The organism is Enterobacter sp. C4G1 (genome assembly GCF_052886895.1).
Window position 1 is genome coordinate 291,361 of record NZ_JBQVVV010000002.1, and the last position, 19,685, is coordinate 311,045.

The 19,685-nt window shown below is 53.5% G+C and carries 18 protein-coding genes and 1 pseudogene; 5 read left to right on the plus strand and 14 right to left on the minus strand.

The annotated features are described in order from the left end of the window. Nucleotides 1-63: 63 nt before the first annotated feature. The 3 genes from ACT9TW_RS15265 to blr form a co-directional block, all read right to left on the minus strand. Nucleotides 64-504 carry a DUF2569 domain-containing protein gene (locus tag ACT9TW_RS15265; protein ID WP_182060791.1) on the minus strand — a complete coding sequence of 147 codons (441 nt, stop codon included), beginning with the start codon at nucleotides 502-504 and terminating at the stop codon, nucleotides 64-66. 87 nt (nucleotides 505-591) lie between these two features. Continuing rightward, a complete protein-coding gene (ydgT, locus tag ACT9TW_RS15270) occupies nucleotides 592-807 on the minus strand; it encodes a transcription modulator YdgT (RefSeq protein WP_006174966.1) in 216 nt (71 codons plus the stop codon). Nucleotides 808-1,041: 234 nt separating this feature from the next. Next, entirely contained in the window at nucleotides 1,042-1,167 is a 126-nt protein-coding gene (gene blr / locus ACT9TW_RS15275) for a division septum protein Blr (protein ID WP_168162139.1), read from the minus strand. A gap of 243 nt (nucleotides 1,168-1,410) precedes the next feature. Between blr and ACT9TW_RS15280 the strand changes: the two genes are divergently transcribed. Then, nucleotides 1,411-2,451 (plus strand): oxidoreductase, encoded by a 1,041-nt coding sequence (locus tag ACT9TW_RS15280; RefSeq protein WP_446492901.1) that lies wholly within the window; start codon nucleotides 1,411-1,413, stop codon nucleotides 2,449-2,451. Between the two features lie 45 nt (nucleotides 2,452-2,496). On the opposite strand, the gene add is transcribed toward ACT9TW_RS15280, so the two are convergent. The 3 genes from add to malX all read right to left on the minus strand — a co-directional run bounded on the left by add (nucleotide 2,497) and on the right by malX (nucleotide 6,408). Beyond that, complete coding sequence (gene add, locus ACT9TW_RS15285; protein WP_446492902.1) at nucleotides 2,497-3,498, minus strand: adenosine deaminase; 1,002 nt, start codon at nucleotides 3,496-3,498, stop codon at nucleotides 2,497-2,499. Nucleotides 3,499-3,594: 96 nt separating this feature from the next. After that, on the minus strand, nucleotides 3,595-4,767 hold the full coding sequence (locus ACT9TW_RS15290; protein ID WP_446492903.1) for a MalY/PatB family protein: 1,173 nt from the start codon (nucleotides 4,765-4,767) through the stop codon (nucleotides 3,595-3,597). Between the two features lie 48 nt (nucleotides 4,768-4,815). Continuing rightward, complete coding sequence (gene malX, locus ACT9TW_RS15295) at nucleotides 4,816-6,408, minus strand: maltose/glucose-specific PTS transporter subunit IIBC (protein WP_182060795.1); 1,593 nt, start codon at nucleotides 6,406-6,408, stop codon at nucleotides 4,816-4,818. Between the two features lie 178 nt (nucleotides 6,409-6,586). Here malX and ACT9TW_RS15300 point away from each other — a divergent pair, with 178 nt between their 5' ends. Then, nucleotides 6,587-7,615, plus strand: a complete 1,029-nt coding sequence (locus ACT9TW_RS15300) for a Mal regulon transcriptional regulator MalI (protein WP_446492904.1) — start codon at nucleotides 6,587-6,589, stop codon at nucleotides 7,613-7,615. A gap of 53 nt (nucleotides 7,616-7,668) precedes the next feature. On the opposite strand, the gene ACT9TW_RS15305 is transcribed toward ACT9TW_RS15300, so the two are convergent. Together ACT9TW_RS15305 and manA are read right to left on the minus strand one after the other, a co-directional pair. After that, nucleotides 7,669-9,210, minus strand: coding sequence for a YdgA family protein (locus ACT9TW_RS15305; protein WP_446492905.1), 1,542 nt, complete (start codon nucleotides 9,208-9,210; stop codon nucleotides 7,669-7,671). A gap of 99 nt (nucleotides 9,211-9,309) precedes the next feature. Beyond that, nucleotides 9,310-10,485 (minus strand): mannose-6-phosphate isomerase, encoded by a 1,176-nt coding sequence (gene manA / locus ACT9TW_RS15310; RefSeq protein ID WP_446492906.1) that lies wholly within the window; start codon nucleotides 10,483-10,485, stop codon nucleotides 9,310-9,312. Nucleotides 10,486-10,682: 197 nt separating this feature from the next. Here manA and fumA point away from each other — a divergent pair, with 197 nt between their 5' ends. Together fumA and fumC are read left to right on the plus strand one after the other, a co-directional pair. Further along, a complete protein-coding gene (gene fumA, locus ACT9TW_RS15315; protein ID WP_182060799.1) occupies nucleotides 10,683-12,329 on the plus strand; it encodes a class I fumarate hydratase FumA in 1,647 nt (548 codons plus the stop codon). Nucleotides 12,330-12,470: 141 nt separating this feature from the next. Further along, complete coding sequence (gene fumC, locus ACT9TW_RS15320; RefSeq protein ID WP_446492907.1) at nucleotides 12,471-13,865, plus strand: class II fumarate hydratase; 1,395 nt, start codon at nucleotides 12,471-12,473, stop codon at nucleotides 13,863-13,865. Here the strand turns inward: fumC and tus are convergent, their stop codons facing one another. The 5 genes and pseudogenes from tus to rstA all read right to left on the minus strand — a co-directional run bounded on the left by tus (nucleotide 13,866) and on the right by rstA (nucleotide 18,492). Continuing rightward, nucleotides 13,866-14,795, minus strand: a complete 930-nt coding sequence (gene tus / locus ACT9TW_RS15325; RefSeq protein WP_446492908.1) for a DNA replication terminus site-binding protein — start codon at nucleotides 14,793-14,795, stop codon at nucleotides 13,866-13,868. It lies immediately after the preceding gene. Between the two features lie 75 nt (nucleotides 14,796-14,870). Next, nucleotides 14,871-16,169 (minus strand): two-component system sensor histidine kinase RstB, encoded by a 1,299-nt coding sequence (rstB, locus tag ACT9TW_RS15330; RefSeq protein ID WP_446492909.1) that lies wholly within the window; start codon nucleotides 16,167-16,169, stop codon nucleotides 14,871-14,873. A gap of 133 nt (nucleotides 16,170-16,302) precedes the next feature. Further along, nucleotides 16,303-17,049: pseudogene (locus ACT9TW_RS15335) on the minus strand (SAM-dependent methyltransferase); the annotation flags it as partial. A 21-nt stretch (nucleotides 17,050-17,070) separates the two neighbouring features. Then, on the minus strand, nucleotides 17,071-17,328 hold the full coding sequence (locus ACT9TW_RS15340) for a YjhX family toxin (RefSeq protein ID WP_446492910.1): 258 nt from the start codon (nucleotides 17,326-17,328) through the stop codon (nucleotides 17,071-17,073). A 447-nt stretch (nucleotides 17,329-17,775) separates the two neighbouring features. Beyond that, entirely contained in the window at nucleotides 17,776-18,492 is a 717-nt protein-coding gene (rstA, locus tag ACT9TW_RS15345; RefSeq protein ID WP_182060803.1) for a two-component system response regulator RstA, read from the minus strand. Between the two features lie 128 nt (nucleotides 18,493-18,620). On the opposite strand from rstA, the gene ACT9TW_RS15350 reads away from it, so the two are divergent. Then, a complete protein-coding gene (locus ACT9TW_RS15350) occupies nucleotides 18,621-18,956 on the plus strand; it encodes a GlpM family protein (RefSeq protein WP_182060804.1) in 336 nt (111 codons plus the stop codon). Here the strand turns inward: ACT9TW_RS15350 and folM are convergent. Then, nucleotides 18,953-19,675, minus strand: a complete 723-nt coding sequence (gene folM, locus ACT9TW_RS15355; RefSeq protein WP_182060805.1) for a dihydromonapterin reductase — start codon at nucleotides 19,673-19,675, stop codon at nucleotides 18,953-18,955. The two genes, ACT9TW_RS15350 and folM, sit on opposite strands and share 4 nt — an antisense overlap. Between the last annotated feature and the right edge of the window lie 10 nt (nucleotides 19,676-19,685).

The window sequence follows — 19,685 nt, forward strand, 5'->3', positions numbered from 1 at the left end:
ATAAAAAAGCCGCCTATTATCTGATAAACCAGAACAGGCGACAACAGGATAACTGTAAGGTTATTACGGGTTCACAAAGGTTTTTTTCACGCGCGACGAGCGTTTGAAATAAGGGACCAACAGTGATGCCGCCAGCAGCGGAAAGAGCAGCTGACGAACGGCCAGTGCATCAGATACGGGCGAGAAAGCAAAGGCTTTCACCGCCAGCAGCACAGAGATAAGCAGCCAGATAATGTAGTGTTTAGGCACACTTTGACGGCGCTTAAAAAAGGCGATGGTCAGCCATAGCGTGTAATACCACATGGCTATCGCAAAGACGAAAGACGCAAACCACAGCGCAATTTTGCCTGCACTCTGGGACATCAGGGTCTGGATCGCATGAGGGGTAATCAGTGCGGTGGTATAGAGCAGAAGCGCCAGAGATGCGCTTAATAATGCAACCAGCAGCCATGCCAGCGGGGCGATTAACCAGCCTCCGATTTTTTCTCCAGGCGATGCGGTCATGTTCTCTCCCATAAGTCTGCGCGAAACGTTATATAGCCAATTTGCAGGGCGCAGAGTATATAACATTTCGCGCGGATGGCTACTTTCTTATAGTACGTAACGCCATACAGACTTAGGGACTTCGCCAACATTGAACAACCGGCCACCAGAGACGAGCTCTGCACGGCGGTGATCGGCTGCGCGATACATATTGATGATTTCCTGATTATCCGACAGCGTGTAGTTCAGATGGTCAAACAGTTTTTCCAGGCTCTCAAGCGAATTGATCTTGCGAAATTTTAATAAATAGTCCTGAACTGTCATATTAATGAGTTTCCATATAAAAGTGAGTAATACCAGTGAAGGTAATTCGTTCGAATAATAAACGGATTAATAAAGACGTAAACAGCCCACTCAGGTAATGCGACTAAATTAGGAGTTTTCTTTGCTGAATGATTCAGGCATCAGACGATGCCTGGATGAGAAGGTTAACCCTCTTCAACACGGCTGGCAATATGAAACTGACATAATATGTCACTCTTTATTACCGCATTGAGGTTATTTCGGTTGTGCGACTGTGACAGGCTCCGGCGGCTGGTAGTTATCGATATGGCTGGCAACACCCAGCAGCACAACCGAAACTCCAAGGACAATCCATCCCGCTAATTCAATGATTCGATTAATTATTGACGTCATGATTCGTGTTTGTAATTTATCCATAAATACAGATTGCAAATGTTACAGCGCAACATTCGCCACGGCAAGCGCTTTGGGAACGGTTTCCCTAAAGAAAATCAGCAGGTTAAATCTATGTAACAAAAATAACCGGCACAGGATGCTATTTTAAGTCATATCGCACATTATTAATCTGTTCAGACATCAGAATTGCCAGTGTGAAATAAGAACATCATCTGCGAGGGTAACTATATGAATGACAACATCCGTGTCGGGCTTATTGGTTATGGGTACGCGAGTAAAACATTTCACGCCCCTCTGATTGCCGGGACTTCAGGAATGGAACTGGCCGCGATTTCAAGCAGTGATGCGGTAAAAGTCCATGCCGACTGGCCGACGGTTCCTGTTGTTTCTGAGCCAAAGCATCTGTTTAACAATCCTGATCTTGATTTGATTGTGATCCCCACGCCAAACGATACCCACTTCCCGCTGGCAAAAGCCGCGATAGAAGCGGGTAAACATGTGGTGGTGGATAAACCCTTCACCGTGACGTTGTCACAAGCGAGAGAGCTGGATGCGCAGGCAAAAAGTGCGGGCCGGTTGCTGTCGGTATTTCATAACCGCCGCTGGGACAGTGATTTTTTAACCGTTAAATCGCTGATAAATGAAGGCGTGCTCGGCGAAATTGCGTATTTCGAGTCTCACTTTGACCGGTTTCGTCCTCAGGTGCGTGACCGCTGGCGCGAGCAGGCTGGGCCCGGCAGTGGTATCTGGTATGACTTAGGGCCGCATTTGCTCGATCAGGCAGTGAACCTGTTTGGTTTGCCAGTAAGTCTGACCGTTGACCTGGCCCAGCTAAGGCCGGGAGCACAGACAACAGACTACTTTCACGCGATACTAAGTTATCCGCAACGGCGCATTGTCCTGCACGCCACCATGCTTGCGGCAGCAGAATCTGCACGGTATATCATCCATGGCACGCGCGGCAGCTACGTGAAGTTTGGCCTTGATCCGCAAGAAGATCGTCTCAAAAATGGCGAGCGTTTGCCGCAGGAAGACTGGGGTTATGATATGCGCGATGGCGTGTTCACGCGTTTCGAAGGAGAGGAGCAGGTTCAGGAAACCTTACTGACGATGCCCGGCAACTACCCCGCTTATTATGCGGGGATCCGCGATGCGCTAAATGGGACGGGGGAAAATCCGGTTCCGGCAAGCCAGGCCATTCAGATTATGGAACTGATTGAGTTGGGGATGGAATCTGCCAAACATCGCGCAACGCTTTGTCTGGCATAAATGTTAAGGGCCGGGTGGTAAACATATCGCCACCCGGCAAATGGCTTAACCGCGGGCCACTTTATCTTTAAGCGCCTGTTTCTCCGCAGGCGTTAAGAAGGCAATTTCCAGCCCGTTAATCTGTGCCTGGCGGATCTGTTCGCGGCTCAGACCTGCCTGCGGTGCCGCAACGGTATACTCGTGAATAATATCGACACCCTGTACCGCCGGATCATCAGTGTTCAGCGATGCCAGTACGCCATGCTCCAGGAAGGTTTTCAGCGGATGCTGCGCAAGTGTTGGCACGGTACTGGTCTGGATGTTGGACGTCAGGCAGGATTCGATCCCGATGCGCTGTTCTGCAAGGAAATCCATCAGGGCGCGATCTTCAACAGCTTTTACACCGTGACCAATACGCTCAGCGCCCAGCTCACGGATAGCCTGCCAGATGCTTTCCGGGCCTGCTGCTTCGCCAGCATGAACGGTGATATGCCAGCCGGCATCACGTGCGCGGTTGAAGTGGGAAAGGAACAGGCTGCCAGGGAAGCCAAGTTCATCGCCCGCCAGGTCAATGGCCGTTATCTGATCCCGGTGCGCGAGCAGCGCTTCCAGCTCCTGCAAGCAGGCCGCTTCACCGAACGTGCGGCTCATAATACCAATCAGGCGGGCCTGTACATCGAAGGCCTTGCAGCCATCACGCACACCTGCAATCACCGCTTCAACCACACCAGCCACTGGCAGGTTGTGGGTCATCGCCATGTAGCCTGGTGAAAAACGCAGTTCGACGTAGTGCAGGCCGTTACGCGCGGCATCTTCAATATTCTCGAAAGCAACACGGCGGCAGACATCGAGGGAGGCCAGCATCTTCACGCCCCAGTCGAGCTTGCTCAGGAAGCTGACCAGATCCGGTTCATTCGACGTGACCTGAACGTGTGGGATCAAGGTTTCAAGTGTTTGAGCAGGAAGAGTTAAATTGAACTGGCGGCCAAGATCGAGAATGGTTTGGGCACGAATGTTACCGTCAAGGTGACGATGAATATCAGTTAAAGGAAGGCTTGTATCAATCATGGTCGCACTCTTTTCTGGTTAAAGTGCGCCATATTATAAAAACAAAACGGGGTAAAAAGCTATTTGCGCAAGGTAATATTCCGTTGCGCAAGTCAATTAGAGGAGTGCGCTAATCCCGGCAATAAGCCGCTGAACCCCTTGCTCAAGCTTGCTGCGCGGGCAGCCCGCGTTAATGCGGACAAAACCGTTACCCTCTTCACCGTAGGTATATCCCGGCATAATGGCGACTTTTTGCTGCTCAATCAGGACTTTTTGTAGCGCTTTGTCATCAATGTCCAGAGGGCTTAAGTCTATCCAGGCAAGATACGTCGCCTGAGGGGGCTGCCAGTTCAGATTCGGAAAAGCGCTGTTCAATTCACGCGCAACGTAGTGCAGATTCTCTTCCAGATAACGGCGTAACGCATCCAGCCAGGGGGCACCTTGCTCATAAGCTGCAATGTGCGCCGTCAGCGCCAGCACGGAAGGGGAAGAGAGCCCATCGCGGCCTTTCAGCGCACTCAGGTAGGCATTGCGGCTTTCATCATCGCCAATCAAACCGTATGCTCCGGTAAGTGCCGGAATGTTAAAGCTCTTGGAGCCCGAGGTCAGCAGGGCCCATTTTCCGCGCGCAACTTCATTCCACGGGGTATGGTGGTGCTCACCCCACACCATATCCATATGGATTTCATCGCTGATGACCGCTACGTTATATCGCGCGCAAAGTTCCGCCATCCGGTGCAGCTCTTCCCGTGTCCATACTTTACCCGTTGGGTTCTGCGGGCTGCACAGCAGCAGGATTTTGTTTTCCGGCCTGGCGAGCGCGGCTTCCAGTGCCGCCATATTGCCCAGCCAGCCAGCAGCATTTTTTTCCATCGCCACGGGCACAACAGTGCGCTGATTGCCGTTGATGGCATTGTAAAAGGCGTCATAGGCTGGGGTATGTACCACAACGCCGTCACCTGCGTCTGACCAGATACGAATCAGCTCCGACACCATATAAATGACCGATGGGCCATAAACAATAGACGCTGTATCAATGCGGCTGTTAAAGCGATGCTGGAACCAGTGTGCCACGGCGGCAAGAAACTCATCGTTTTTCCAGCGGCTGTAGCCGAATACACCGTGGCTGATGCGTTGATGTAATGCCTCGGTAATACAGGGGGCGGTGGCAAAATCCATATCCGAAATGGTAAACGGCAGCAGGTCGGCGGCGCCGAAACGATCGGCAACATAATCCCACTGGGTGCACCAGGTGCCGTGTCTGTCTACAACGGTAGAAAAATCAAACATCACATTGGTCCTTAAAGTAAAACCCCCTCACGAAGAGGGGGCGAGGCATCAGGCTTCTACTGTTCGCATCAGGGTAGCCAGCTCATCTTTGACTGACTGTACCTGCGGGCCGATGACAACCTGCAAATTATGCTGATTCAACTGCACCACACCGATGGCGCGATTTGCCTTCAGGGCATTGGTGTCGACCTTCGACATATCGTTAACCGACAAACGCAGGCGCGTAATGCAATTATCCAGTGAGGTTATGTTATCCGTCCCACCAAGCGCCGCCAGAATTGCAGGGGTGTTATAGCCGGATTTACCCACTGTCCCGGCAACGGCTTGTTCAACGCCGCTAGCGGTATCAGTATCGCGACCCGGGGTTTTCAGGTTAAAGCGGGTGATAGCAAAGCGGAAGATCCCGTAGTACACCGCGAACCAGATAGCCGCCACAACCGGCACCAGATACCATTTGGTCGACAGGCCGTGCAGGATGCCGAACACCACAAAGTCAATCACGTTGCCGTCGGTGTTACCGATAGTCACGCCCAGCACCGCCATGACGGTAAAGCCCAGACCGGTCAACACCGCGTGAATGAGGTACAGCACCGGGGCAACAAACAGGAACAGGAATTCGATAGGCTCGGTTGTGCCGCCTACAACGCAGGCAATTACGCCAGAAATCAGCAGGCCTTTAATTTTATGGCGATTTTCAGGGCGTGCACAGTGGTACATCGCCAGCGCAGCACCTGGCAGGCCGCCGAGGAACGCAGGCATTTTACCCTGCGACAGGAAGCGGGTTGCGCTCTCAGAGAAGCCGTGAGTGGTCGGGCAGCTCAGCTGTGCCTGGAAGATGGTCAGCGCACCACTGACATCGTGACCACACACGTCCATGGTACCTCCCGCTTCGGTAAAGCGGATCAGCGCCACGAGGATATGTTGCAGACCAAATGGCAGCAGCAGACGTTCGCCCGTACCAAAGATCATCGGGCCAAAATCACCGGCACCGTTAATAATGCGCCCGATTCCGTTAATGCCCAGCGCAAAGACTGGCCAAATGAGAGGAATGATCAGACCAAACAGGCCCATGACCACCAGGGTGACGATCGGGACAAAACGTGTGCCACCGAAGAACGCCAGCGCATCCGGCAGGCGGATATTGTGGAAGCGTTCGTGCAGCATCCAGATAATAACGCCCGCGATCACTGCACCCAAAATACCGGTGTCAATAGACTGAATGCCAATGACGCTCTGAATGTTGTTCGCTTTCAGTACGGCGGCATCGGTTGTTGGCAGGATGCCTTTCGCCGTCAGCCAGAAGTTAACGGCAAGGTTCATCACCGCGTAGCCGACAAACCCGGCGAAAGCGGCAACGCCTTTGTTTTCGCGCGCCAGCCCGAGCGGGATAGCGATACAGAACATAACGGGCAGGAAACTAAATGCAAAGGAGCCGACCTTACTCATCCAGATGAAGATCGCCTGCAACACAGGGGCGCCGAGGAACGGGATCAGCGTAATAACATCGTTACTGCTCAGCGAGCTGCCGATCCCCAGCATGATCCCGCAGAAGGAGAGGAGTGCCACGGGCAACATAAAGGTTTTACCCAGTTGCTGGAAAAACTCCCACAGCGATATTTTTTGTGCTGCTTTCGTCGTCATAAAACGACTCCTTTATTGTTAAAATAGGTTTGCCTGCTTCAATGCTGCGAGAAGATAAAACGTTTTATCAAACTTTAGTGCGCGCTAAATCACATTCTCAGGCTTTCGCAGGGAGTATAAAGATAACGTATTGATAAAACGTTTTACCGATATCATTATCAGGGAGTCACGCCAACACATGGCTGTAGCGAAAAAAATCACCATCAACGATGTCGCCCTGGCGGCTGGCGTGTCTGTCAGTACCGTTTCGCTGGTTCTTAGCGGAAAAGGGCGCATCTCTTCCGCCACGGGTCAGCGAGTTAACGAGGCTGTTGAGCAGCTGGGTTTTGTGCGTAATCGCCAGGCATCGGCGTTGCGCGGCGGGCAAAGCGGTGTGATTGGGTTGATTGTGCGCGATCTGACCTCACCGTTTTACGCAGAACTGACCGCCGGGCTGACCGAAGCGCTGGAAGCGCAGGGACGGATGGTGTTTTTGCTGCACGGCGGGCGCGAGGCCGATCAGCTTCTACAGCGTCTGGATATGTTGCTGACGCAGGGCGTTGATGGCGTGATTATCGCCGGGGCGTCCGGTGTCGGCAGTGAACTGTGCGAGCTCGCCGCCGCAAAAGGCGTGCCGTTGGTGTTTGCATCGCGCGCCAGTTACCTGGACGAAGCGGATACGCTGCGTCCTGACAACATGCAGGCCGCACAAATGCTGACCGAACATCTTATCCGTCGTGGCCATCAGCGTATCGCCTGGCTGGGCGGGAAAAGTTCCTCCCTGACGCGGGCTGAACGGGTGGGGGGGTATTGCGCCACGCTGATTAAATACGGGCTGCCGTTCCACAGTGAGTGGGTGGTGGAGTGCGAATCCAGCCAGAAGAAAGCCGCCGAGGCGATAGGTTCGTTACTGCGCAGTAACCCAACAATTAGCGCCGTAATTTGCTACAACGACACCATCGCGATGGGGGCATGGTTTGGCCTTATGCGCGCGGGGCGTCAGAGCGGTGAAGGAGGCGTTGAAACGTTCTTTGGTCAGCAGGTAGCGTTAGGTGCTTTTGCTGATGTCAGCGAAAATGCGCTGGACGATCTACCCATTGTCTGGGCAACCACACCCGCACGCGAGATGGGACACACGCTGGCTGACCGGATCATGCAGCGAATCGAGAACACCGAGGTACAGGCCGGGCATCAGATTGTGACGGCACGGCTGGTACCGGTGAAGTAACTCTCAGCACATTGCCCGGCAATAAAAAACCCCTCTGCGAGGGGTTTTGATATTTATTGTTGAGGCACAGCCGGTGCTGCTGGTGCTGTCGGGTCGGCAGGTTCAGCCGGGTCCGGCATTCCCATCGCAGGCATTCCGAACATACCGACAAAATCTTCCAGTGGCATTTTGTCGCCGTTGAGCGTCACCTGGCCGTTTGCATATTGCAGGCTGGTTGAAATGGTGTTGTCTTCCAGTTTGGTGATGCGGAACATCTGCCCCATCGCCGCCAGGCCTTTCACCTGCTGGTTCGCCAGCTTACCGGCATCTTCATCACCATAACCTTCGAGCTTCGCGACCTGAGTCATCAGCTCGGTGGCCATATCCATCGGAATAGTCAGCTTGCTGTCGAGCGATTTCACGGTGCGGTCCACTTCCTGGGCCAGCGTCTGTGGCTCACCTGTGGCGGTAGAAGGATCTTTCAGGAACAGCGAGAGGTTAAAGCTTGTTTCACCTTTGCTGTTTTTCCAGCTCAGCGGTGCAACGGTAATAACCGGATCGCCTTTCAGCAGAATCGGCAGATTGTTGAACAGCACCGCCATCGCCTGCTGCTGATAAACTTCAGGGGTTTGCTTCAGTGCGGCATCCGTCAACAGCGCCTGGCTCTCTTTGCTGTATTTCTGGCTGAACTGGTGCCACGCGGCCCCATCAATATTGCCAATTTTCAGCGACAGTTTACCGGTGCCCAGATCCTGATTTTGTACCTTCAGGCTTTTCAGGTTGTAATCCAGTTGGGTATTGATGCTTTTACCGTCTTTGGATACATCTGATTTGCCGGTCAGATCCATTCCTTCCAGCACGCCCATCTCTTTACCTTCAACCGCGATGGCGAGCTTTTCCAGGCTGATCTTTTGGTCGCCAATACGCTCGTCAAAGCTGGTCATGCGGCTGTTGCCGTCGGCTTTCAGGTTATTGAATGTGAGCTGAACCTTCTGGTCGTACTCGTTAACGGCATTCACCAGGCCACTTTGTGCTTCACCGGTCAGGGTGAAGACGTTGCCGTCACGATCGGCGTCGAGCTGGAAATTGCCGCCGCTGAAAGCCACTTTCTCGTTACCGTTTTCGTAGTCCAGCGCTTTCAGCGCGATACTGGAACGGGTATCTCCGGCATAGCCAATGCGGGTATCTATCTCAAATGGCGAAGTATTTTTCGCAATATCGAATAGCGGCTTCGTGATGTCGTTATTCACCAGAACGGTTTTTACCGACGCCATCGATGGGATCAGATTAAAAGAGGCCAGCTGTGCCAGCGGGAAAGGGCCGTGGCTCACGACTTCGTCCAGTACCACGCTTTGACCAGGCTTCAGCCAGGCGGTTTCATTTCCTGCCACCGGCTTGACGACCAGCTGCATGTGGCTGGTAAACACGCCGCGCTGATAGTTTTGATAACTCAGCTCCACGCCAGCTTCTGGCGCGCTACGTTTGATTTCGCCATTGGCCTGCGTCACCATCTCAGCCAGACGGCCTTCCAGCTGTTTTCCTGTAAACCAGGATGCACCTGTCCAGACCACGCCTAATGCAACAATAACCCCAACCGCTACGACCGATTTTTTCATTGCGACTATCCCTAAAATGAAACCAGGCGGTAAAAACCGCCCGGTGATATAAAGTCTTCAACTAGCTTAGCAAGAGTTGTTAAAAAATTCAGTAAGTGCTTATAGCTTATTGAAAACACGCGCCAGTCGGCCAGTGCCGCTTACGCTAATCGGCGACTCACTGGCGGCGATAAAGGCGGATTCACCCGGCTTCAGCACCAGGCGCTGTGCGTCTTTATGCAGAACGGCTTCACCTTCCACACAGAACAGAATCGCGGCGCTCTCCTGGGCGATGGCGGTTTCAGCGTCGCTCAGGTCATGCAGAGAGAAGGCAAAATCGTCCACCGGGATCGGGAAGTCCAGCTCCGCACCTTGTTTCACCGGCTGCGTCAGCAGCGCTGAAGCGGGCTTGGCGACAAACTTCACGTTAGCAACCAGTTCCGGAATATCGATGTACTTCGGCGTCAGACCCGCGCGCAGCACGTTATCGGAGTTTGCCATCACTTCCAGCGCCACACCTTGCAGGTAGGCGTGCGGGGTTTCAGCAAACAAGAACATCGCTTCGCCTGGATTCAGCTTCACTACGTTCAGCAGCAGCGGGGAGAACAGGCCGCTGTCATCCGGGTAAAACTCTGCGATCACGCGAATGGTGTCCCACGGCTCGCCCTGCTGGCTATTCAGCGCGGCTTTCAGCACTGCGATCGCGTGCGCTTTTTCTTCTCCCTGCATGTTAAGCAGGCTGGCAAACAGCTGGCTCAACCCTGCTGCGTCCGGATTTTGCAGGAAGTGGGCGATGGCTTTATTCGCCCCCGCGACGGGTTGCAGCAGAGAAATAATCTCTGAGAACTCGCGGAATGCGTTCATTGCCAGGAATGGGGTCAATGCAAAGACCAGCTCAGGCTTGTGGTTAGGATCTTTGTAGTTACGCTCTGCGGCATCCAGTGGAATACCCGCGGCGTTCTCTTTCGCAAAGCCAATTTCAGAGGCTTTTTTATTCGGATGAACCTGAATAGAAAGCGGCTGGTCGGCACACAGCACTTTAAACAGGAATGGCAGTTCGCCAAAACGGCTGGCAACCTTACTGCCCAGCAGCGCCGCTTTATCGGCGTCGATCACGTCACGCAGGGAACGTGTCTGACCACTGGCGTTTTCAATTTTTGAGCTGCTCTTCGGGTGGGCGCCCATCCACAGCTCTGCCATCGGCAGGTTGTCGGGGTTCGCGATACCGTAGAGATCCGTTAACGCAGTTTTACTTCCCCAGGCGTAGTTTTGCACTGAGTTGATGAGTTTTTGCATTATCAAGCCCTGATTCAAAGGTGGAATTAACTCCGGGTATTAAAGCAATAAACCGTGTGGAAGTAACCTTCGGATGTAAAAAGTCGTACTAGTCTCAGTTTTTGTTAAAAAATTGTGTAGGATAGGCTAACTCGCTTTTAAGCGGGCAGCGGAACGCCTGCCCAAATAATCAGACCGAAGCAGTAAGTGAGAGAACAATGTCGAACAAACCCTTTCATTATCAAGATCCTTTTCCCCTCAGTAAGGATCAGACCGAATATTACCTGTTAACCCGCGATCATGTTTCTGTCTCTGAATTCGAAGGGCAGGAGATCCTTAAAGTGGATCCGCAGGCGCTGACCTTACTGGCGCAACACGCGTTTCATGATGCCTCCTTTATGCTCCGTCCGGCGCATCAGCAGCAGGTTGCCGATATCCTGAGCGACCCGCAGGCCAGCGAAAACGACAAGTACGTGGCACTGCAATTCCTGCGTAACTCCGATATCGCCGCCAAAGGTATTCTGCCGACCTGCCAGGACACCGGCACGGCCATTATCACCGGTAAAAAAGGCCAGCGTGTCTGGACCGGCGGTGGTGACGAAGCGGCGCTGGCGCACGGCGTGTATAACACCTATATCGAAGACAACCTGCGTTATTCGCAAAACGCGGCGCTGGATATGTACAAAGAGGTCAACACCGGCACTAACCTGCCTGCGCAGATCGATCTCTACAGCGTGGACGGTGATGAGTACAAATTCCTGTGCATCGCCAAAGGTGGCGGTTCTGCTAACAAAACCTACCTCTATCAGGAAACGAAAGCGCTGCTCTCGCCGGGCAAGCTGAAAAATTACCTGGTTGAGAAGATGCGTACCCTGGGTACTGCGGCATGTCCGCCGTATCACATTGCGTTTGTGATTGGCGGGACGTCTGCCGAAAGCACGCTGAAAACCGTTAAGCTCGCCTCAACCAAATACTACGATGGCCTGCCGACGGAAGGTAACGAACACGGCCAGGCGTTCCGCGATGTGCAGCTTGAGCAGGAACTGTTGCAGGAAGCGCAAAACCTGGGGCTGGGCGCACAGTTTGGCGGTAAATACTTCGCCCACGATATCCGCGTGATCCGCCTGCCGCGTCACGGTGCATCCTGTCCGGTAGGGATGGGGGTTTCCTGTTCTGCGGATCGCAACATTAAAGCGAAGATCAACCGCGACGGTATCTGGATCGAAAAACTGGAAAACAATCCGGGCAAATATATCCCGGAAGAACTGCGTAAAGCGGGCGAGGGTGAAGCGGTACACGTTGACCTGAACCGCCCGATGAGTGAGATCCTGGCGCAGCTTTCGCAGTATCCGGTTTCGACCCGTCTGTCGCTGAACGGCACCATTATTGTTGGACGCGACATCGCCCATGCGAAACTGAAAGAGCGTCTGGACAATGGCGAAGGTCTGCCGCAGTACATTAAAGATCACCCGATTTACTACGCAGGCCCGGCCAAAACACCTGAAGGTTATGCTTCCGGCTCGTTAGGCCCAACCACCGCAGGCCGCATGGATTCCTACGTTGACCAGTTACAGGCCAACGGCGGCAGCATGATTATGCTGGCGAAAGGTAACCGCAGCCAGCAGGTGACGGATGCCTGCCACAAACACGGCGGTTTCTACCTGGGCAGCATCGGTGGCCCGGCGGCGGTACTGGCGCAGGGCAGCATCAAGAGCCTGGAGTGCGTGGAGTACCCGGAACTGGGTATGGAAGCTATCTGGAAAATTGAAGTGGAAGATTTCCCGGCGTTCATTCTGGTGGATGACAAAGGCAATGACTTCTTCAAACAGATCCAGTCTTCCCAGTGTTCGGCCTGTGTGAAGTAGTCTGAAGAAAATGCCGGGTGGCGTTAGCGCCACCCGACACAAACAAAGAGCGCACAAAGCGCCATACAGTAATTCAGAAGCCATCAATACTTATCTCTTAAGCATGTGAGCAATCCCATCTTTGTTATCAAGGAGAAAGTAATGACAACGCATCGTCGCGAAACAGATTCTATGGGCGCGATTGACGTCCCGGCCGACAAGCTATGGGGCGCACAAACGCAGCGTTCGCTGGAGCATTTCCGCATCTCAACAGAGAAAATGCCCGTTTCGCTGATTCAGGCGCTGGCACTGACCAAACGCGCCGCAGCCAAAGTGAATCAGGACTTAGGGTTGCTGGCGGCAGAAAAAGCCTCGGCCATCATCAACGCAGCTGATGAGGTGCTGGCAGGCAAACACCCCGATGAATTCCCTCTTGCCATCTGGCAGACCGGCTCCGGCACGCAAAGCAACATGAACATGAACGAAGTGCTGGCAAACCGCGCAAGCGAACTGCTGGGCGGCGTGCGCGGCATGGAGCGTAAGGTTCACCCGAACGATGACGTGAACAAGAGCCAAAGTTCTAACGATGTCTTCCCGACGGCAATGCACGTGGCGGCAGTAATCGCCATACGCGAGCAACTTATCCCGCAGCTGAATGTGCTGAAAAAGACCCTCAACGAAAAATCGCAGGCGTTCAGTACGATCGTCAAAATTGGCCGTACACATCTTCAGGATGCCACGCCGCTGACGCTCGGCCAGGAGATCTCCGGCTGGGTCGCGATGCTGGAACATAATCTTAAGCACATTGATAACAGCCTGCCGCACCTGGCGGAGCTGGCGCTGGGTGGCACGGCGGTTGGCACCGGTTTGAATACGCATCCTGAGTATGCGGTGCGCGTGGCCAAAGAGCTGGCGGATATCACCGGACAGCCGTTTGTCACTGCGCCAAACAAGTTTGAGGCGCTCGCCACCTGCGATGCGCTGGTACATACCCACGGCGCGCTGAAAGGGCTGGCGGCCTCGTTAATGAAAATTGCCAACGACGTGCGCTGGCTGGCCTCTGGCCCGCGCTGCGGTATTGGCGAAATCAGTATCCCGGAGAATGAGCCGGGCAGTTCAATCATGCCAGGAAAAGTGAACCCGACCCAGTGCGAAGCCATGACCATGCTCTGCTGCCAGGTGCTGGGTAACGATGTGGCCGTGAATATGGGGGGCGCGTCCGGTAACTTTGAGCTGAACGTCTTCCGCCCGATGGTCATTCATAACGTACTGCAATCGGTTCGCCTGCTGGCAGATGGTATGGAAAGTTTCAACGAGCACTGTGCAGTGGGGATCGCGCCAAATCACGACCGTATCAGCCAGTTGCTGAATGAGTCGTTGATGCTGGTCACCGCGCTCAATACGCATATCGGTTACGACAAAGCGGCTGAAATTGCTAAAAAAGCCCATAAAGAAGGGCTGACGCTCAAGGCCTCGGCGCTGGCGCTCGGCTATCTGACAGAAGCCGAGTTCGACACCTGGGTGCGCCCGCAGGACATGGTCGGCAGCCTGAAATAATCACTCTGCCACATACAGGTGCAGCCGTGGAATGATCAGCTGTAGCGGCTGCGCCTGAGGCTTATAACGGTGCTGAACATTTTCGGCATCGTAATTCAGCAGTTCACCAATATCCGGCACCACCGCGCCCTGGTCGGCATCATAGAGTGCAATCAGCGGCGTCGGGCAGGCGTATTGCACCTGTTTTTGTTGCCCCGAATACCAGACGCGAGCGATAGGCTGCACTTTCACCGGGCGCTTTATCTTAAGTCGCGTATCCGCCGGTAAAGACGCAATGCTGTGATATTCCTGCTCCAGACGTTCAATCCACTGTTCCCGTGACCACGGGGCCACCGTGCGCGGGGCTTTCAGGCTTTTTTCAAGCTGGGCGAGGATCTCATTGCGGGTGAAGTTTTTGATGATGTGCTTGTTCGCCCAGCCAAACCGCAGCGTGGCGGGGTGGCGCAGGACTGTCAGGGCTCGGTAGGCATTCAGGGTAATCAGCCCCGGTAGCTGGCGGTGCACCCATTCAAAACGGGCAGCAGGGGCTAACCCCGACTCTTCGGTGACTATCTTCTCAAACGCCGCTTTCAGGGCATTGATATGCGCAATCTGGGTTTCCAGCGCTTCCCGCGTGGCGGTATCGGTTTGCAGGCAAATCACCCCAGGCAGACGGACGGCAGCCTTGCTGCTGCGGTTTTCTGACTGCTGCTGGATAAATAGGCGACGATAATGCAGCAGGGTGAGTTCCAGCGCAGCGTTGCCGATTTGCTGTTTCACCTCAATGGTGTCGAGCGGGTCGTGTTCAGCCCCTTTGCCGACCTCCGGCAGGGTAAACACACGCGCCGCCAGTAAGCGGCAGGTCTGCAAACGCTCTGTCAGGGTGAGTAAGCCGTGCTCCATTTCCCGAAATGAAGTGTTTAGCCGTTCAATGAGGTCGTAAGTTGCCATGATGTCCCTTCGTTAGTTACAACATACTTAATGATATAGCACAGCACGCCGGGTCAGGCCAGCGTGCGGTTAATGTCAGGCGGGGATGGGAAGGGTGATGTTGTGATAGACCGGCCAGCTAAAGCAGAACTGCGCGCCGCCCAGTTCGCTCTCGCCACAGTGAACCGTGCCGCCCATTGCCTGCGCGATAGAATAGACAATGGCCAGCCCCAGCCCACAGCCGCCTGTTGCACGGTCGCGGCTTGGATCAAGGCGCACAAACGGCTCGAAGACTTTTTCTCGCTCATCCGGGGCAATACCTGGCCCGTCGTCTTCAACGGACAAACTGGCCTGACTGCCCTGTAAATCTAAACGGATACGCAGCGTACTTTCGCTGTAACGCATGGCGTTATTCATCAGGTTATCGAGAACGCGCTCCATCAGGCGCATATCCAGAGCGCCGTAATCACCGGGCGTAACCGTAGTCAGCAGCGCCCGTTGCGGGTTAACGCTCTGCACGTCATCAATATGGGTTTGCAGCCAGACGGGCAGGTCAGGGGTGCTGAGGTTCAGTTCGTTTTGCGGGCGGTCAAGGCGTGCGTAAGTCAGCAACTCTTCAATCAGCGCTTCGAGCTGGCCAATATCGCGGTTGAGCGCCTGAGACTCCGCCTCGGTAAGATTCTCGCTCATTTCCAGCCGATAGCGCAGGCGCACCAGCGGGGTACGTAATTCGTGGGCGATGCCGTCGATCAGCTGTTTCTTACTGACTATCAACGCATTGATGTTATCAGCCATCTGGTTGAACGCGATGCCCAGACGATCGAAACTGGAACCGCTGTCAAAATGGATGCGCTCGGTCAGATGCCCTTCACCAAAGCGTTGCGCCGCAGATTCGAGTTTCAGCATGTCCTGCCAGTGGGGACGCATCCAGATAAAGACCGGGAAAGCCAGAGAAATGGCGATAAACGCCAGCAGCGCCATATCCAGCAACCGCATCTGATGCAGATAATAGAGATAGGGCACCGGCCCCACCGCCAGCACATAGTGGCTGCGGGGAATACGCTGGATAAAGGTGTATTTTTCGTCAAGCGCGACGATATCTCCGTCGCGCAGTCGCTGCATGGCAGGTGGATCTAATTCAAAATCCTTCATCGGCTCAATACGCAGATCAAACGACAGATTCAGATCCAGCTCTTTTAAGGTTTTCGCCCAGTCGTGTGGCGGGATTTCGCGTAATTCGCTGCGCATCAGATAGAGCGAGCTTTTCATCAAATCATCAAGCGACTGCCTGCCTGCACGCTCGGCGGTGAATTTATAGACCAGTCCGACCAGCATGGTCATCACCAGGAAACAGACAAACAGCAGAAGGTAAAACTGCACAAACAGTTTTTTCATTAAATCTCACCGAAAAATCAATACGTTAACTATCTGGTTTTTACCTTCAGGGGCACTGTGGGGGCATGTGTATATCCACCAGTGCGCTAATTCAGTGCCGGTATAGTTTCTCAACTATACCGGCTGACTCATTTTACCGTGACATCAATGCGAAAACACCCCAGCCGAAGTACTCCCGCGTCCAGGTGACATGACGTGTTGGCGACAACGTTAGCTCATTACGAACGTCGTTAGCAAAATCATCATCCGGATTTTCATCCAGCCACCTCCGCATCGTCATCCACTTTGCGGCCTCATACCGGTCCCAGCCTTCCTGATCGGCCAGCACCATTTCTACCACGTCATAACCGAGTTCCCCAAATGAGGCGACCAGCCCAGGAAGCGTGAGAAAATCAGTGATAGATGTTACACCACATGCTTGTACATCCGCTTCCGTCTTCGGAACCTTACGCCAGAAGGGTTCGCCAATAAGCATCATCCCCCCTGGTTTCAGGCTTTGTTGTAGCAGGGCTATTGTTCCAGTCACCCCGCCGGCGATCCAGGTAGCCCCCACACACGCCGCTATATCGCACTTTTCTTCCGAGACGAAACCCGCGGCATCGTTATGAATGAATTGTACGTGCTCAACTACGCCGAGTTCTTCGGCGCGTGTTATCGCCTGAGAGGTAAACAACGGGCTCATGTCTATGCCGGTTCCGGTAACACCATGGTCTCTTGCCCAGGTGCAAAGCATTTCACCAGAGCCACTGCCAAGATCGAGAATTCGTGTCCCTGATTTCATGCGTAAAACATGTCCCAATGTTGCGTACTTTTCAGCTGTGAAAGGGTTATGGATGCGGTGTTCTCTTTCACTAATGGTAAAGATACGTGGGATATCCATTGAGTCTTTCATCGTTTACTCCTAACGGTTGTCGACCTGGGCTCGTACGTTGCACAGTCCGGTGGCATTAATTCGATAGGGCTGACCCTTCACGGACTTAATGAGTTTCTTCGTTTTGAGTTTTTTAAATACGGCGAGAGAGCAGTCGGTAAGCAGTAAGCCTTCACGGCTATAGCATTCGACTTTAGTAATACGGCCTGAAGAATTGCGGACGTGAACGATGCGCCCACCTTTTGCGAGAACGTGTAGGGTACGCTGTTCCTGACGGGATAAATTCATACTGGAAAACCTTTATAATCATCATGAGCTAAACGTGCGAACACGAAGACGTGTTCACATTCATTTTCGGCGCATTGATAACCAGTCCGGCCATAATTGGTCGGAAAGCTGATTATCAGATGATTACATTCTCCAGCATCGAAGCCTCGGTAGATTTGCAGTGTTTAACGCGACGGATGATATCACCTATAGATGACATGGATATATTGGGGCGGTGTAAATGTGATCGATATCCGAATAAACCGGTAACAAATCCTGGGGTGAAAATAGGGGAGAAATATATGATGGGGAGGTTAAAAGAGGCGCTGAACTGGCTCCAGGTGCTTGATGCTGTCTAACTGCAAGTTTATACAACCTACTGTTTTTCATGTTAAAAAATTAGGTTGCAATATTGGGGGCACTAAAGCTGCGCAAACAGTTTTTTTACGATCCCGGATGACGAAGTTATCAGGTTTCCCAGGCGTGTGGGGCGAAAAGATAGCCCTTGTTACGCACGGTTTTAATACGGTATGGCTCAGTGGCGTTATCCAGCAGTTTCTTGCGCAGGCGCGAAATGGCTACGTCCACGCTGCGGTCCATGCCGTCGTAACTGACCCCGCGCAGGTTTTTCAGCAGAGCATCCCGGTCCATGATCTGCCCGGCGTGGGTTGCCAGTTCCCACAGCAGGTCAAAATCTGCCGTTGAGAGGGCAATCAGCTCACCGGATAACAGAACCTGGCGGTTAATCGGGTCAATGGATAACGTACCGAAACGCATTGCTTTATGCGGCGTAAGTGATGGCGCCGGCGCTTCACGTTCAACGCTTGCACGCTGGCGAAGGTGGAGCCGTAAACGCGCGAGGAGCACCGCCGGAGGCGTTGTTTTCAGAATATAGTCGTTAGCCCCCATTTCCAGCGACAAAATGTGGTTCATGTCGCTGTCCAGAGAGGTGAGAAGCACAATCGGGCCATCCCACTGAGCGCGCAGGTCGCGACACACCGTCATCCCATCTTTGCCAGGCAGCATAATATCCAGCAACACCAGATCGGGGTTTTCGCGGACTACAACCTCTTCAGCACGATCGCCACGAGGTTCGACGATGACGTCCATATCATGTTTACCCAGATAAGCGGCGATCAATTGCCCAACTTCGGGTTCATCTTCTACATAAACAATCTTATTCATACAGCGTCTGTTATCGCGAAAAAAGCCAACATACACCGCGCAACCTTAACCTTCCATTAATCTTTCAAAATTAACGTCAGTTCCGTTATTCTGGTTCACATTGTTATTTGATTGTTATAGGAAAAAGCATGGGGCTGGTGATTAAAGCGGCGTTGGGTGCGCTGGTGGTACTACTGATTGGCATTCTGGCGAAAACGAAGAACTATTACATCGCCGGGCTGATTCCGCTGTTCCCGACATTCGCGCTTATCGCACACTATATCGTTGCCTCTGAGCGGGGCATTGAAGCCCTGAGAACCACTATCGTCTTCGGCATGTGGTCGATAATCCCGTATTTTCTTTATCTGCTGTCGCTGTGGTATTTCACCGGGTTTCTGCGTTTACCGCTGGCGCTGGGCGGAGCCGTTGTCTGCTGGAGCCTCAGCGCCTGGGTGCTTATCTTTTTCTGGAGCCGTTTCCACTAACGCAGCGGACGGCCGCCATCCACCGCAAAGGTTCTGCCGGTCACGTAGCAGCTGGTCAGCAGGTAATCGATAAGATCGATCACCTCTTTCTCGCCGGGGGCGATTTTCATCAGCGACTTATTCAGCGCCTGTTGGCGGTACTCCGCGTCATCGCTTTCATTAAATAAAATCATCGCCGGGGCAATGGCATTGACCTTAACCTCTGGCGCCAGTTTGCGAGCAAAGGAGCGCGTCATGTTGTCCAGCGCCGCTTTGCTGGCCGCGTAGGCGATATGCTTGTCGCTGCCGCGCTCCACCACATAATCGGTGAAGTGGATGATATCGGCCGCAGCGTGCCCGTGCCCGCGCAGCAGGTCCAGCAGCGCGTGGTTAAGCAGGTAAGGGGCGTTAACGTGGATTTGCAACATGCCAGCGAGCGTATCGCTGAGCGACGTGCCGGGTTTTTCCGCAAGCCAGGCGCTGGCGTTATGGATAAGCGCCCGCAGCCCGCTGGTGGTGGATTTCACTTTTTCAGCAAAAGCGAGAATGCCTTCGTCGGTTGAAAAATCGGCCTGAATACAGACGGCACCGGCTTTGCGTAGCCCTTCAATGGAAGGGTATTCGTTGCGATAGCTGACGATCACCGGCTGGTGAAGGTTGAGAAAATGATGGGCGATGGCGAGGCCGATACGGCGGCCTCCGCCAGTAATCAGAATAGGGCGTTGCTGTGTATTTCCCATCGTAGTCTCC